Annotated in this window: 11 protein-coding genes; 6 read left to right on the top strand and 5 right to left on the bottom strand. The window is 72.7% G+C overall.

What is annotated here, in order from left to right; all coding sequences use genetic code 11:
• Positions 1-232 (top strand): hypothetical protein (locus MBA17_RS13445; protein WP_238496741.1); only part of this gene is annotated, 232 nt, incomplete at its 5' end.
• 574 nt (positions 233-806) lie between these two features.
• Here the strand turns inward: MBA17_RS13445 and MBA17_RS13440 are convergent.
• On the bottom strand, positions 807-3,248 hold the full coding sequence (locus tag MBA17_RS13440) for a glycoside hydrolase family 3 N-terminal domain-containing protein (protein ID WP_238496740.1): 2,442 nt from the start codon (positions 3,246-3,248) through the stop codon (positions 807-809).
• 184 nt (positions 3,249-3,432) lie between these two features.
• Here MBA17_RS13440 and MBA17_RS13435 point away from each other — a divergent pair, with 184 nt between their 5' ends.
• On the top strand, positions 3,433-4,458 hold the full coding sequence (locus MBA17_RS13435) for a zinc-binding dehydrogenase (protein WP_238496739.1): 1,026 nt from the start codon (positions 3,433-3,435) through the stop codon (positions 4,456-4,458).
• A 42-nt stretch (positions 4,459-4,500) separates the two neighbouring features.
• On the opposite strand, the gene map is transcribed toward MBA17_RS13435, so the two are convergent.
• A complete protein-coding gene (gene map, locus MBA17_RS13430; RefSeq protein WP_238496738.1) occupies positions 4,501-5,268 on the bottom strand; it encodes a type I methionyl aminopeptidase in 768 nt (255 codons plus the stop codon).
• Between the two features lie 132 nt (positions 5,269-5,400).
• On the opposite strand from map, the gene MBA17_RS13425 reads away from it, so the two are divergent.
• The 4 genes from MBA17_RS13425 to MBA17_RS13410 all read left to right on the top strand — a co-directional run bounded on the left by MBA17_RS13425 (position 5,401) and on the right by MBA17_RS13410 (position 10,092).
• A complete protein-coding gene (locus MBA17_RS13425; protein WP_238496737.1) occupies positions 5,401-6,648 on the top strand; it encodes an ROK family transcriptional regulator in 1,248 nt (415 codons plus the stop codon).
• Complete coding sequence (locus MBA17_RS13420; RefSeq protein WP_238496736.1) at positions 6,645-7,979, top strand: ROK family protein; 1,335 nt, start codon at positions 6,645-6,647, stop codon at positions 7,977-7,979. The genes MBA17_RS13425 and MBA17_RS13420 overlap by 4 nt, the downstream gene beginning before the upstream one ends.
• Positions 7,976-9,232, top strand: a complete 1,257-nt coding sequence (gene manA / locus MBA17_RS13415; RefSeq protein WP_274385294.1) for a mannose-6-phosphate isomerase, class I — start codon at positions 7,976-7,978, stop codon at positions 9,230-9,232. The genes MBA17_RS13420 and manA overlap by 4 nt, the downstream gene beginning before the upstream one ends.
• Positions 9,233-9,345: 113 nt before the next feature.
• Complete coding sequence (locus tag MBA17_RS13410) at positions 9,346-10,092, top strand: sirohydrochlorin chelatase (RefSeq protein WP_238496735.1); 747 nt, start codon at positions 9,346-9,348, stop codon at positions 10,090-10,092.
• 17 nt (positions 10,093-10,109) lie between these two features.
• On the opposite strand, the gene MBA17_RS13405 is transcribed toward MBA17_RS13410, so the two are convergent.
• The 3 genes from MBA17_RS13405 to MBA17_RS13395 form a co-directional block, all read right to left on the bottom strand.
• Positions 10,110-11,168: a hypothetical protein gene (locus MBA17_RS13405; RefSeq protein ID WP_238496734.1), complete on the bottom strand. Its 1,059-nt coding sequence runs from the start codon at positions 11,166-11,168 to the stop codon at positions 10,110-10,112.
• A 70-nt stretch (positions 11,169-11,238) separates the two neighbouring features.
• The gene (locus MBA17_RS13400; protein ID WP_238496733.1) at positions 11,239-12,702 is read right to left on the bottom strand and encodes a glutamate-cysteine ligase family protein; all 1,464 of its coding nucleotides are present in this window, start codon (positions 12,700-12,702) and stop codon (positions 11,239-11,241) included.
• 91 nt (positions 12,703-12,793) lie between these two features.
• Positions 12,794-14,308, bottom strand: a complete 1,515-nt coding sequence (locus MBA17_RS13395; protein WP_238496732.1) for an amidohydrolase — start codon at positions 14,306-14,308, stop codon at positions 12,794-12,796.
• Positions 14,309-14,539: the final 231 nt, after the last annotated feature.

The raw sequence follows: 14,539 nt of genomic DNA, 5'->3' as shown, positions 1-14,539 counted from the left end.
CGCGGATACCCGGTTAGCCAGCACCGGGCGGCGGCTGGACTGGCAGAGTTCCAGCACCTGGTGCGACGAATCCGGGCCCGCGACCCTTGCCGTCAACGCGGACGTCGCCGGCGGGGCCACCAAGGTCAATGTCTGGATGACCACCGGAAACCCCTACGAGGGCCTCGAATACTTCTCCTGCTATCCCGACTTCAGCACTTGCTTCGGTCCCTATGTGGGACTGCCGGAATAACCGCGACGATCAGGCGGATATGGCTGACCTGGGGTGATGGACGGTTGCGGCACCGTCCGGCCTGAGCCCGTGACCGCGCAGGGGCGCCGAATCCGCCAAGTAGGTCAGGACCGGCCGTCGGACCTACTTGGCGGACCGCAGGTCAGCAGCACGGCCCGCCGACTGGACAGGACGATGGGAAGCATTGGGAAGAGGAGGGAAGACGGGTGTAGCGGGGAAGAAGCAGAGCAGGGAGAGAAGGGCCTACGGGAGAGGCTGGGCCGGAATGATCACGGCCAGGCGGCGGCCAGGAGTTCAGAGACGACCTGAGCCAGAGCAATCTTCTCGTCGGTCACCGAGATAGCGAGAACGTCACCTTCCTGTATTTCTTTTTGCATACGGTCCCTCCAGCGGCCATCACTCGGCTGTTCTCGAGAGCGCACCGTATTCGTTCCGCCGCCAGCACGCATCCAGCTTCTTCGAGGGCGTCAAGGTCCTGCCCCGGATTTGCCCTGCCGAGCGCTTCAAAGCGAACGACCAGGGTAATCCCTCGCATGCTCTCGCCGGCGCTGCGCCTACCGGGCGGTGCCGGTGTTCAGGACGAGGTGCAGGGGGACGTGTTGAGGGTGAAGGTCGTCGGGCGGGGGTTGGCGCCGGTGTAGGTGGCGTTGAAGCCGATGCTGGTGGAGGCGCCGGGGGCGAGGGAGTTGTTCCAGGCCGGGGCGGTGGCGGTGACGTCGGCGCCGGACTGGGTCCAGGTGGCCGACCAGCCCTGGGTGATGCGCTGGGTGCCGGGGAAGGTGAAGCGGAGGGTCCAGGCGTTGATCGGGGTGGTGCCGGTGTTGGCGACGACGACCGTGCCGCCGAAGGCGCCGCCCCAGTCGTTGGCCGTGTAGGTCACCTTGCAGCTCGCGCCGCCGCCGCCCGCCGAGGTGGTCACGGTCACCGGAACCGAGCGGGCCGAACGGTTGCCCGCCGTGTCGAGGGCGTAGACCGCGAAGGTGTACGGCGTGCTCGCGGTCAGCCCGGTGATCGTCGTGGACGGGGAGGAGACGGTGGCCACCGGGGTCTCCGTGCCGCCCTCGACCCGCACCACCCGGTAGCCGGTGACGCCCACGGCGTCGGTGGACGCGGCCCACGACAGGGTGACCGACGAGGCGGTGACCCCGGACGCGGTGGGCGTGCCCGGCGTGGTCGGCGGGACGATGTCGTCGCCTGCGGGCGGCTCATAGGTGAGGCCGAAGCCGTACGGGAAGAGGGGGGTCTTGCCGTCGCCGTCGTTGATGGGCTGCTGGCTCGCGCTGTTCATCCAGGTCACGGGGAGCTTCCCGGTCGGCGCGACGGCGCCGAAGAGGACGTCGGCCACGCCGCGCCCCTCGGTGCCCGGCAGCCAGGCCGCGACCAGGCCGTTCCAGTTCGGGAGCTGGGCGGCGATGTCCAGCGGCCGGCCGGAGACCAGCACCACGATCACGGGCACCCCTGAGGCCCGCAAGGTGGCGATGGTGTTCAGGTCGGCCTGGTCCAGGCCGAGGGATCCGGGACGGTCGCCCTGGCCCTCGGCGTACGGCGTCTCGCCCACGACGGCGACGGCCGCCTTGTAGGAGGAGTCGATGCCTGAGCCGTTCTGGCTGTAAGTGACCGTGGTGGAGGGGCCCGCCGTGTCGCGGATGCCCCGCAGGATCGTGGTGCCGGTCGTGATGGCGCCGGAGGAGCCCTGCCAGGAGATCGTCCAGCCGCCGCTCTGGTTGCCGATGTCGTCGGCGCTCTTGCCGGCCACGAAGATCTTGTTGTTGTCGCGGGCCAGCGGCAGGACCTTCCCGCTGTTCTTCAACACGACCTGCGACTTGGCGACCGCCTCGCGGGCCAGCGCGCGGTGGTCGGCGCTGCCGACGGTGGCGGTGTAGGCCCGGTCGGTCAGCGGCTTCTCGAAGAGGCCGAACTCGAACTTCTGGGTCAGGATCCGCCGGGTCGCGTCGTCGATGCGCGCCGTACTCACCCGCCCGGCCTGCGCCTCGGCGCGCAGCAGGTCGATGAAGCGCCGCCAGTCCTCGGGGACCATCACCATGTCGACGCCCGCGTTGATCGCCGTGCGCACGTCGGAGGCGGACAGCCCGGCCGCGCCGTCGATCTGGTCGACGCCGTTCCAGTCGGAGACGACGATCCCGGAGAAGCCCAGCTCGCCCTTGAGCACGGTGCTGAGCAGGTGCTGGTGGCCGTGCAGTTTGCTGCCGTTCCAGCTGCTGAAGGAGACCATCACCGAGCCGACGCCGCGCCGTACGGCCTCGGTGAAGGGTGGGAGGTGGATGGCGCGCAGTTCGGCCTCGGTGAGCTGGGTGTTGCCCTGGTCGGTGCCGTTGGTGGTGCCGCCGTCGCCGACGTAGTGCTTCGCGGTGGCCAGGATCGGGGCCGGGCCGTCCTGCAGGCCGGTGATGATCGAGGTCATCGAGGAGGCGATCTCCGGCTTCTCGCCGAACGACTCGTAGGTGCGGCCCCATCGGTCGTTGCGCGCCACGCACACGCAGGGGGCGAAGTTCCAGTCGACGCCGGTGCCCGCGACCTCCTCGGCGACCGCCTCGCCGATCCGCTCGGCGAGCGCCGGGTCACGGCTCGCGCCGAGCCCGATGTTGTGCGGGAAGATCGTCGCTCCGGCCACGTTGTTGTGCCCGTGCACGGCGTCGGCGCCGTAGATCAGCGGGATGCCGAGCGGGGTGGCGAGGGCCGCGTTCTGGAAGGTGTCGTACATGTTCGCCCAGGAGGTGGCGGTGTTGGGCGAGGGCGCGGAGCCGCCGCCCGACAGCAGGGACCCGAGCCGGTAGGTCGTGATGTCGGCGTTGCTCACGGAGGCGCGTTCGGCCTGGGTCATCTGGCCGATCTTCTCGTCCAGGGTCATCCGGGCGAGCAGGTCGCTCACCCGGTCGGCGACGGGCAGGCTCGGATCCTGGTACGGCAGGGCCGCCGCCGTCGCGGGCGAGGGCACCCCCAGTCCGGCGACTGCCAGCAGCGCGACGAGACCGATTCGGAGCCGGGTGATGCGCACGTTCGCCCCTCACTGTTCGGGCCCCCAGCGGTACGGCCGGCGTGTCCCGTGCCGGCCGTACCTCTTGGGAGCGCTCCCACCAAGGCCGACCATAGAACCTCCCCGCCCCACCGCAAGCCCGCCGCCGAGGTTCACCGGGACGACCAGCCACAACCCCTGAAACTTTCACCGGTAACGTGATCGGATGCGCGCGGTGATGTACCACGAGTTCGGCGGCGAACTGACGCTGGGCGACTTCCCCGATCCCACCCCCTCGGCCGCCGGCGCCGTGATCAGGGTGGAGGCTACCGGCGTGTGCCGGAGCGACTGGCACGGCTGGCAGGGTCACGACCCGGACATCCACGATTTCCCCCACGTCCCCGGCCACGAGCTGGCGGGCGTCGTCGAGGCGGTCGGGGGCGACGTCGCGCACTGGCGTCCGGGCGCACGGGTGACCGTCCCCTTCGTGTGCGCCTGCGGATCCTGTACGGCGTGCGCCACCGGCGACCAGCAGATCTGCGAACGGCAGACCCAGCCGGGATTCACCCACCCGGGGTCGTTCGCGCAGTACGTCGCGATCGAGCACGCCGACGTGAACCTGGTCGCGGTGCCCGAGCCGATGAGCTCCGTCACCGCCGCGAGCCTCGGCTGCCGCTTCGCCACCGCGTTCCGCGCGGTGGTCCAGGTGGGGGCGGTCGCGGCGGGCGAATGGGTGGCGGTGCACGGCTGCGGCGGTGTGGGACTGTCGGCTGTCATGATCGCGGCCGCCGCCGGAGCCCGGGTCGTCGCCGTGGACGTCGCCCCCGGAGCCCTCGAACTCGCCCGCACCCTCGGCGCCGCCGTGGCGGTGGACGCGTCCGCCGGGGATGATCCGGTCGCCCGCGTCCGGGAGGCGACCGGCGGGGGCGCGCACCTGTCGGTGGACGCCCTGGGCTCGGCCGCGACCTGCGGTAACTCGATCATGAGCCTGCGCCGCCGCGGCCGGCATGTTCAGGTGGGCCTGCTCCCCGGCCGTACCGCCCTGCCGATGGATCGCGTGATCGGCCACGAGTTGTCCGTCCTCGGCAGCCACGGGATGGCCGCGCACGCCTACCCGGCCATGCTGGAGATGATCGCCGCCGGCCTGCTCCGCCCCGACCTCCTGATCACCCGGACCGCCGACCTCGCCCAGGCCGGTCACGCGCTCGCCACCGTCGGGTCCACGCCCGGCATCACCGTGATCCTCCCCTGAGCCCATGGGAGGCCCGGCCGGAACGACCGGGCGTGCCGGCTTTCAGGGCAGGGTCAGCACGACCGGGCCGTCCTCGGTGATGGCGACGGTGTGCTCGACGTGCGCGCCGCGGCTGCCGTCGCCCGTCAGCAACGACCAGCCGTCGGACCCCATCTGATAGTCGTCGCCGCCGCCGGCCATCAGGCTCGGCTCGATCGCGATCACCAGGCCGGGCACCAGCCGCAGCCCGCGCCCCGGACGTCCCACGTTGGGCACGAACGGCGCCTCGTGCATCGCCCGCCCGATGCCGTGCCCGGCGAAGTCGTTCTGCATGCCGTACCCCGCGCCGCGTACGATCCGCGACATCACATGGCCGATGTCCCCCATCCGGGCGCCCGGCACGGCCGCCTCGATCCCCGCCGCGAGCGCCGCTCCGGCGACCCTGATCAGCTCCTGGTCCTCCTGCCGCACCCGTCCGACGACGAAGCTGACGGCCGCGTCGGCGTGCCAGCCCTCGACGTGGGCGGCGCAGTCGACGGTGAGCAGGTCGCCGTCGCGCAGCCGGTAGGAGGTGGGCAGCCCGTGCAGTATGACGCCGTTCACCGACGTGCAGATGACCCCCGGGTACGGCGAGCCCCCGAACGACGGGTGGTAGCCCAGGAACGACGGCTTGGCCCCGGCTCCGGCGATGACCTTCCTGGCCAGTTCGTCCAAATCGAGGAGGGAGACTCCGACGGCGGCGCGTGACCGCATCTCGGCGTGCACGGCGGCGACGACCCGGCCCGCCTCGCGCATGGCGTCGATCTCACCGGGGGTCTTGAGCTCGATCACTGTCGTCTCCTCATCATGGCGATAACTATACCGGTATTAATATCACGCCTCGATGGGCGGTCGGTCATCTCGCGGTGACTTAGTAAGTCTTTCTGATTTACATAGTGACCATAGTTCGGCAGGATGGCCGGCATGCAGCAGGGGGCGAACCTGCCGGGACTCGGCAGCTACAACCGGAGTGTCGTGCTCGGCGCCGTGCAGATCTCGGGCGGCATCAGCCGGGTCGAGATCGCCGCCATGACGGGACTGACCGCGCAGACGGTGTCCGTGATCGTGCGGCGGCTGCTGGAGGAGGGGCTGGTCCGCGAGGACGGCTCCGAGCCCTCCAGCGGAGGCAAACCGCGCACCATCCTGCGGGTCGCCCCCGAGGCGGGATACGCGGTCGGCATCCACTTCGACCCGGGCGGTCTGCACTACGTGCTGGCCGACCTGGCGGGGCGGCCGGTCCGCACCTCACGCAGCCCGGTGCGGGGCGACCACTCTCCCGAGCGCCTGACGGCCAGGATGGGCACCGCGGTACGGCGTCTGCTCGCCGAGGCCGGGGTGCCGGCGGAACGGGTCCTGGGCATCGGGCTGGCCTGCCCGGGACCGATCGACCAGCCCTCCGGGACGATGGTCCACCCGCCCCGGCTGCCCGGCTGGGGGAAGGTGCCCATCGGCGACCTGCTGCGCGCCGCCACCCGGCTCCCGGTGACCGTCGACAACGACGCCACCGCCGCCGTCATCGGTGAGCGGTGGGCGGGTCTCGGCCGGACGGCCGCCAGTCTCGCCTATCTCTACCTGGGCACCGGCGTGGGAGGCGGGCTGCTCCTCGACGGCCGGATCTACCGGGGCCGGTCGCTGAACGCCGGCGAGTTCGGCCACATCACGGCCGTGCCCGGCGGACCTCCCTGCCGCTGCGGGAATCTCGGCTGCGTCGAGGCCGTGTGCTGCCCCGATGCGATCGTCGCCGCCGTGCACGAACGGCTCGCCGGCGGCGCGGGCGGCACACTCGCCGCCGCCTTCCGGCGCGATCCCTCCCGGGTCGGTCACGCCCGGATCTGCGCCGCGGCGGCCGCCGGCGACCCGGTCGCGGCGCAGGTGATCGGCGAGGTCGCCGCGCACCTGGCCGGCGCGGTGGTCACCATCGTCAACGTGCTGGACCTCGACCTGATCGTGCTCGGCGGACCGGCCCTCGGACCCGCCGCCGAGATCTACCGGTCGACGATCGCCGAGGCCGTCGCCTCCCGCGCCTTCACCCGCCGCCTGCGTCCCGCCGAGGTCGCCCTCTCCCCGATCGCCGCCGACGCCGCCGCCATCGGCGCCGCCTCCCTCGTCTTCCACGCCGCCTACGCCCCCGACCCCGCCACCCTGCTCAGCCAAGGAACCCGACGCCCATGACCCTGCCGCCTCCCCTCTCCGGCCTGCCGCGGACCCCCGCGGACATCACCGGCCCCGCGCCGGCCGCCCCACCACAGCCGCCGGCGCATCCCTCCGGTCCCACCCGGGCGACGGCCACCCCATCCGGCACACCGGCGACCCCCTACAACCGCCACCCAACGACCACCCCTTCTCCCACCCCGACAACCCCTACCAATTCGGCCCAAACAACCCCCACCACTTCTCCCACCCCGACGACCCTTACCTCCACCCCGTACAGCACACCGGCAACCCGGGTGCTCGCCGTGGACATCGGCGGGACGAAACTGGCCGTGGCGCTGGTCGACGCCTCAGGAGAGCTGCTGCGCCGGGGCGAGGTGCCCACCCCTGATTCAACGGACGGCCCGGTCGTCGTGGGCGCGCTGCTCGAACTGATCGCCCATGTGGCGGAGGGGGTCGCGCCCGCTGCCGTAGGGGTCGGCTCAGCGGGTCCGATCGATCCGGTCCGGGGCACGGTCAGCCCGGTCAACATCCCCGCGTGGCGCGACTTCCCGCTGCTCGACCACGTCCGCGCCGCCGTACCCGGCGTGCCCGTGGTCCTCATCGGCGACGCGGTCGCCGCCGCCGTCGGGGAGCACTGGCGCGGGGCGGGTACGGCGAGCACGGCGTTGCTGGGGATCGTGGTGTCCACCGGCATCGGCGGCGGTCTCGTCCTCGACTCCCGTTCCTATCCCGGTCCCACCGGGAACGCCGGTCACTTCGGTCACATCGTCGCCGACCCTCTCGGCCCGGAGTGCCCCTGCGGCGCCAGAGGCTGTGTCGAGGCCATCGCCAGCGGGCCCGCCATGACCCGCTGGGCCCTCGCCAACGGCTGGCGTCCCGGCGAGCCGGGCCCCAGCGTCCGGCCCATCGGAGCGCGGGAGCTGGCGGCGGACGCGCGGGCCGGAGCGCCGGTGGCGGTCGCGGCGTTCGAGCGGGGCGCGGCGGCGCTGGCGGCGGGCATCGTGTCGGTCGCCGCGATCTGCGACCTCGACCAGGTGGTGGTGGGTGGAGGGGTGTCGCGGTCGGGTGAGATCCTGCTTGGGCCGCTGCGCCGGCAGGTGGCCGCACAATCGCACCTCGGCTTCGTCCGCCGCCTGCGGGTGACGCCCGCCGCGCTGGGTGGCGACGCGGGCCTCGTAGGCGCCGCCCGCGCCGCCCTGTCAGCCCTGTCCCCGTCCACCCCGCCCCCGCCATCCGTCCAGCCCGTCCCCGTCCAGCCCGTCCAGCCCCAGCCGGTCCAGCCCGTCCAGCCCGTCGCCGAGGCTTCGGCCGGCGTGTCGGCACCAACGATCCTTCCGGAGATCCGATGACTTCCGTGCTTCCCATGGCCAACCCCGTCCGCCCGTACGCCTGGGGCTCGCGGGCCGCCATCGCCGCCCTGCAGGGCAGGGAACCCGCGGCGGGCCCGGAGGCGGAGCTGTGGATGGGCTCCCACCCGGCGGCGCCGTCGCTGCTGGAGACCGACGCCGGGCCGGTCCCGCTGGGAGAGGTGATCGCCGCCGACCCGGCGGCGACGCTCGGGCCGGCCGTGGTCACCACCTTCGGTCCGCGCCTGCCGTACCTGCTGAAGGTGCTGGCGGCGGAGCAGCCGCTCTCCCTGCAGGTGCACCCGTCGCCGGAACAGGCGGCGGCGGGCTTCGCCAGAGAGGAGCGGGAGGGAATCGCCCTGGACGCCCCTGATCGCAACTATCGCGACCCGTACGCCAAACCTGAGCTCCTGTGTGCCCTGGAGCCGTTCGAGGCGCTGTGCGGCTTCAGAGAGCCCGCTGAGGGTGCCTCACGTCTCGCGTCCCTCGGCGTGGACGCGCTCGGCCCGTTCGTCGAGACGCTGCGCGGCGGGGCGATCCACGAGACGGTGTCCGCGTTGCTGACGCTGCCGGCGGCCGCGTGCGGGCCGATGGTGGACGCGGTCGCGGCGGCGTGCGCGCGTACGGCGGGGCTGGAATGGGCGGCCGATCTGGCCGCCCACCACCCCGGCGATCCGGGTGTCGTGATCGCGCTCCTCATGCACCGGGTACGGCTGGCGCCGGGCGAGGCGCTCTACGTGCCGGCCGGGCAGCCGCACAGCTACCTGCGCGGGGTGGGCGTGGAGATCATGGGCTCGTCGGACAACGTGCTGCGCGGCGGGCTGACGGGCAAGCACGTGGACGTGCCCGAGCTCCTCCGGATCCTGTCCCCCTCGGCGACCGACCCGGCGATCGTCCGGCCCTCGGGCCCGGCCGCCGGGTCCGGGGTCGCTGAGCCGGTGATCGTGCCGGGCTCCGGGACCGAGGCGGTGCCCGACGTCGTGGAGGTCTACCGGACGCCTGCGCGGGAGTTCGAGCTGTCGCGCATCCGGCTGGACGGTGAGCTGGTGCTGCCGGGTTCGGGGCCGCAGGTGCTGCTGTCGGTCGGGGGCGCGGTGCGGGTTTCCGGGCACGACCTCGTGCCGGGCGCCTCGGTGTTCGCCACCGCCTCGTCCGGCCCACTGCGTCTCTCAGGTCACGGCATCGTCTTCCGCGCCGCGACCCCGGTCGGAGAGGCCCACAGTTCCAGCAGGTCAGAGACCTCCAGATCTTTTTAGTACACCATGGGCCGCAAATCCACCTAAAATCCGCCGATGTGAACCAATCTCCCGAGAGGTTGCCGATACGCGAACGGTCGGCGCGAACGGTCAGCGGGCGGCATCGCCGTCCGGTGCCGACGCAGCTTCCGCCGGGCGCGCCCGCCCTCGTGCTGGCCGTGCCCGGCGGTGGCGACGAGATCTCGGCAGAGGTGGCCAACGTCCTGTCGGTGGAGAATCCGCATGTCGACGTCCGCCTCGTCTATCTCGGCGACGGCGCAGAGGCGGTAGCCAAGCAGTTCGCCGAACTGGGCGGTGAGCGGCCGGAAGGCGCGCTCGCCGCCATCGTGATCCCGCTCGTCACGGGCCCGTACTCCCGCGCCTACCACACGGTGCGCGAGGCGGTCGCGCAGAGTGGCATCACGGTGACGGTCACCGATCCGCTCGGACCGCACCCGATGCTCGCCGAGGCCCTGCACGTACGGCTGGCCGACAAGGGGCTGGCCCGCGCCGACCGGATGCGGCTGTTCAACATCGCCGCCCCGATCGACGGCGTGATCGTCGCCACCGCCGGCGGCGAGGAGGCGGCCAGGGCGGCCGAGACCACCGCCGTACTGCTCGCGGCCCGTCTCGCCATACCCGTGGTGGCGGCCTCCATCGACGCGGCGCCCAGCATCGGCGACGCGGCCGAGCGGCTGCGCAGGATCGGCGCCACCAAGCTCGCCGTCGCGCCCTACGTGATCGGGCCCGAGGGCGATCTCGCGAAGGTCGCGACGGCGGCGGAGGCGATCGGCGCGGGGCACTCGGAGTGCCTCGGCGCGCACTCTGCGGTCATCCAGCTCACCGCGATGCAGTTCGGCGGGTCACTGGACGACGTCTGACGGGGGCGGAGAAAGCGTCAGAGGGGGACGCCGAAGAGGGAGCGCCGGCCCCGGAACTCGGTGACGCTCCACAGCGTGCCCTTCTCACGCCAGCAGGTCAGGTCCTCCGGACCGATGGGAAAGTCGCGGATCGCCGGTTTCTCGCCCGGTCTGGTGACGATCAGGCGGCCGTGGGCGTCGGCGCCGGCGGACTGGCTGAAGTACCAGCGGTCCTCGTGGCAGAGGGCGCCCTGGATCTTCTGGTGGTGCACCTGGAAGGCGTCCGCCGCGGTGGCGGTGCCATCGGCGTTCACCAGGGTGCCGTCGCCGGCCAGGGGCCAGCGGGCCACCCTGCCGATCTTGCCTGCCTGGTCGACGTACTCGCCGCTGACGAGCATGTCCCCGTCCGCGCCGCGGTCCACGGAGGCGTAGGAGAAGCGGGCCGCGCCGGCCGTCACCCGCCAGGTGTCGACCTGCGGCATGATGTAGCGGTAGCCGAAGGCGTGCGCGGCGCCGTCGTGCCGGCCGATCCGGTCGGCGTCGCCCAGGTCGTCACGGCCCGTCTTCATGTCCAGGATCAGCCGCATGTCGAAGACGCGCAGGCCACGGGTGGTGTCCGCGACGTAGAGCAAGTCGCCGTACCAGGCGATGCCGCCGGCGTGGATGTTCACCGGGCCGAAGGAGCCGTCGGCGCGGGCCGTGACGAGCAGCGCGTGCTGGTAGCACAGCGACTCGGGGTTCAGGAAGCTCACCCGGGCGCCGCGCTCGCCGCCCGCCGGCCGCCAGTACCAGCTCACCGCGAACGCCGGGGTGGCGTAGCCCGCGTCGGAGGAACTGGTAACGCCTTGCGGGTACCAGTCGGCGGTGGTGTCGTCCCCGTTCTCGAAGCAGTACCAGTCAACCGGCTTCGGCCGCATACCGCCGAACGCGCCGGTCGTCTTCTTCCGCGCCAAGGTCCGGTTGCCCTTGGCGAGCACCGCCTTGAGGTCCGCCTTGTCCAGGTCGCGCTCCAGCGCCGCCGCCCCGGCCGCCAGCTCGCCGCCGGCCCGCCGCAGCGTGAACGGCGCGGCGTCCGCCGCATTCATCCCCGTCGCCATGCCCTTGCCTCCCTCTTCTCGCCATCAGCTTGACGGAATCGGGACCTGGGGCGCATGCGGTTGTATGTACTCAGGGCAACATATCCGGCCACGTATGCACTGGGAGTCCGGAAATAGATAGTTCGCGGTAGCGGGCCACCATCCGCGCACGCGCAGCCGGATCGTCCCCGATCGCCGAGATGGCCCGCCGCTGCCACCCGGCCCCCGTACGGCGCAGCCTGATCCGCTCGCTGATCACCTGGAGGAACTCCGCCGCGTGCCCGGCGTCCACCCCGCCGAGCTCCAGCCCGGCGGCGGCGACCGGGAGCAGGCTCAGCGCGAGCTCTCCGGCGGGTGTCTCCCCGTCGCGTCCCGGCCACGACATCGGCGCGTCCAGCCCGGTGGTGGCGGCCCGGTAGAAGTTGCGGTAGGCCGCCCCGAAGGGGAAGTCCCGCGTCCACTCCGGCTCGGCCGACATGGCCAGCACCAGGCCGAGCATGAACGCCGAGTTGGCCAGCATGTCGGTGCCGGTGGGCCCGGCGGGGAGCGCACGCAGCTCGACGCGGAGGTGCCCGCCGTCCGCGGGGTCGTAGACCGGGCGGTTCCACTGCCACACGGTGCCCTGGTGCAACCGCAGCTCGGCCAGGCCGGGCACGCCGCCGTCCTTCACCACGGCGATCGGATCCTCCTCGTGGAGGACCGGCAGCAGGGGTTCGTAGTCGCGGACGCACTGAGTGAACAGTTCGCCCGCGCCACCGCTCACCCAGTCCGAGCCGAACGCCACCCGGCCGTCCCTGCGCCAGCGCCGCTCGATGTCACGGTCGTCCGCCGACTCCTCGAACAGCGCGATGCGGGTCTCCTCCCACAGCTCGCGGCCGATGAAGAAGGGCGAGTTGCCGGAGACGGCGAGCGCGGGCCCGACGGCGAGCTGCGCGGCGTTGTAGACCCGGTCGAAGTCCGCCGGAGCGGTGCGCAGGTGGACCTGCCACGAGGTGTTGGCGCTCTCCAGGATGATGTCCTCGGCCTCCAGCTCCAGGCGTTCGGTGCCGTGGATGAGCACCCGGAACGGCTCGACGCGCAATCGCCGGAGGCCATGGCTCAGCGCCCGGTAGCGCGCCTCGTCGGTCATCGAGTCACGGGTGAAGTCGGCCTCCGTCAACGTCGGCAGGATCCCGATCGGCACCACTCCCCCGCCCTGGGTGGCCGCCGCCCGGTCGACCATCCGCATGGTGTCGCGCAGCTCCTCGCCGAGCGCGTCGAACGGGCGTCCGGCCAGCGGGACGGGCGACAGGTTCACCTCCAGGTTGAACCTGCCCAGCTCCAGCACCACCCGGTCGTCGTCCGCGGCGTCGCGCACCTCTTCGTTGCGCGGCAGCGGACGACCCTCCGGGGTCACCAGGAAGAGTTCGAGCTCCGCGCCGACCGAAGCGGGGCCGACGCCGAACCCCGGCCGTGACAGGAGCTCGCGCAGGGCGGTCAGCGAGTCCTCCAGCCGTTCGCCGAACACCGCGAACTCCTGCTCGGAGAACTGTTCCCGGTCCACTTCCTGTCCCATGATCACGTCCTCGTCAGGGTGCGGATGTCTCACCCCTACTGTCCGCCCTGCGGGATTCCACACCTCGCCCCGGACCGGCGACGCCCGAGCGTCAATTCCGCGTCTCCGCGCCCGCCTCCTGATCCGCCGCCGGAATCCCGTCGGCCCGGTAGGTCCACCTGCCGCCGAGGAGGGTGCCGAGCACCTGGGTCCTGCGCAGCCGCTCGGGGGGCACGTCGGCGGGATTCCACGGAACGATCACCAGATCGGCGGGGTCGCCCGCCCGGACGGAGCGCCGGCCCCGGCTCGCCGCCGCCAGCGCGGCGGCCACCGGGATCGCCTGCTCGGGGTGCCACGGCGGCCGGTCGTCGTCGGTCCGGGTGACGGCCGAGGCGATGCCGTCCCACGGATTGAGCGGGGCCACGGGGGCGTCGGAGCCGATTTCGAGCGTGGCCCCGGCCGCGAGCAGTCCCGCGTAGGCGAAGGCCCTGCCGGTCCGCCCCCGCCAGTGCAGGTCGGCCACGTCCCTGTCGTCGGGGGCGTGCGCGGGCTGGACGCCCGCGATGAGGCCGGGGAGCGTGAACCTGGCGAAGTCCTCGGCCCGCAGGAGCTGGGCGTGCTCGATCCGCCCCGGGCAGCCGAGCTTCTCGAAGGCGTCCAGGACGATCGTGGCGGCGTGGTCGCCGATCGCGTGCACGGCCGGATGCAACCCGTGCCGCGCCGCGTGTGCCATCACCTCGGCCAGCCGGTCGGGCGGCGTCTCCAGCAGCCCGTGGGCCGCCGCTCCCGGCGGCATGCCCGGGTAGGGGTCGACGCAGTACGCCGTGCGGGTGTTGAGCGAGCCGTCGGCGAAGATCTTCACCGGGCCGACCTCCAGCAGGCCGTACGAGCCCGGCACCCGCTCGCCGGTGCGCAGTCCGCGCTCGATCGCCTCGTCGAGCCGGTCGCGCGGCACCGAGCAGGCCACCCGCACGTCGACGCGGTGGTCGCGGACCCGTCTGCCCCAGTCGGTCACGTTGTCGGCGAACTCGAAGTCCAGGATGCCCACCACGCCGTGGGCCGCCGCCGCCGTGGTGGCCTCCGCCACCCAGCGGTCGAGCCGATCGGCGGGCGGCGGCGGCAGCGCGGCCACCGCCCGGTAGCACTCCTGCTCCACCAGCACCCCCGTCGGGTGCTCGCCGTACCCGACGAGGGCGAGCGCGGCCGGGCTGCACCAGGCGGTGTGCAGGTCGTTGCTGACCAGCATGACGGGCAGGCCGGGCAGGGCGGCCTGGAGCATCGACTTGTCCGGCCGGTCGGGCCACAGGCCGTCGCGGTAGCCGTACCCGACCAGGATCTCGCCGGGGGCGGGCGGCGGCGCGGCGGCCACCCTGGCGACCGCCTCGCGGGCGGAGCCGGCGCCGCCGAGGTCGAGGCGGCGGCGGGTGACCGCCCACTGCACCGAGTGGACGTGGGAGTCCCACAGGCCGGGCAGCACGGTGCCGCCCTGCGCGTCGAAGACCTCCTCGCCCGGCAGCGGGCCCACGGCTCCCGCCACCCGGCCGTCGGCGACCCGCAGGTCGATGATCGGGCCGCCGGGCGCCACCCGGACGTTGCGCAGCAGCAGCGGACGATGCGTTCCGGTCACTTCCGGCCTCCTGGGAGATTGGCCACCATGTGACCGACGCTAAGCCGTCGACCCGGCCGGGCGCATCGTCGCGACCCGAGATCGCCCGCCGCCGGATCATCGGCCGGCGCGGCGGGTCCCGTCACCGGACGCGCACACATTGCGACTCATCGCTGGTACCACGCCGGACGATCGCGACAATGCGCGAGAATTCATTTGTGGAGCGGCGACGATGCCGTCGCTCACGAGACG

The organism is Dolomitihabitans soli (assembly GCF_022213955.1).
In the GTDB taxonomy this organism is placed as follows: domain Bacteria; phylum Actinomycetota; class Actinomycetes; order Streptosporangiales; family Streptosporangiaceae; genus Streptosporangium_A; species Streptosporangium_A soli.
Note: the sequence above shows the minus strand (reverse complement) of the source record. Positions and strands in the feature narration are given on the sequence as shown.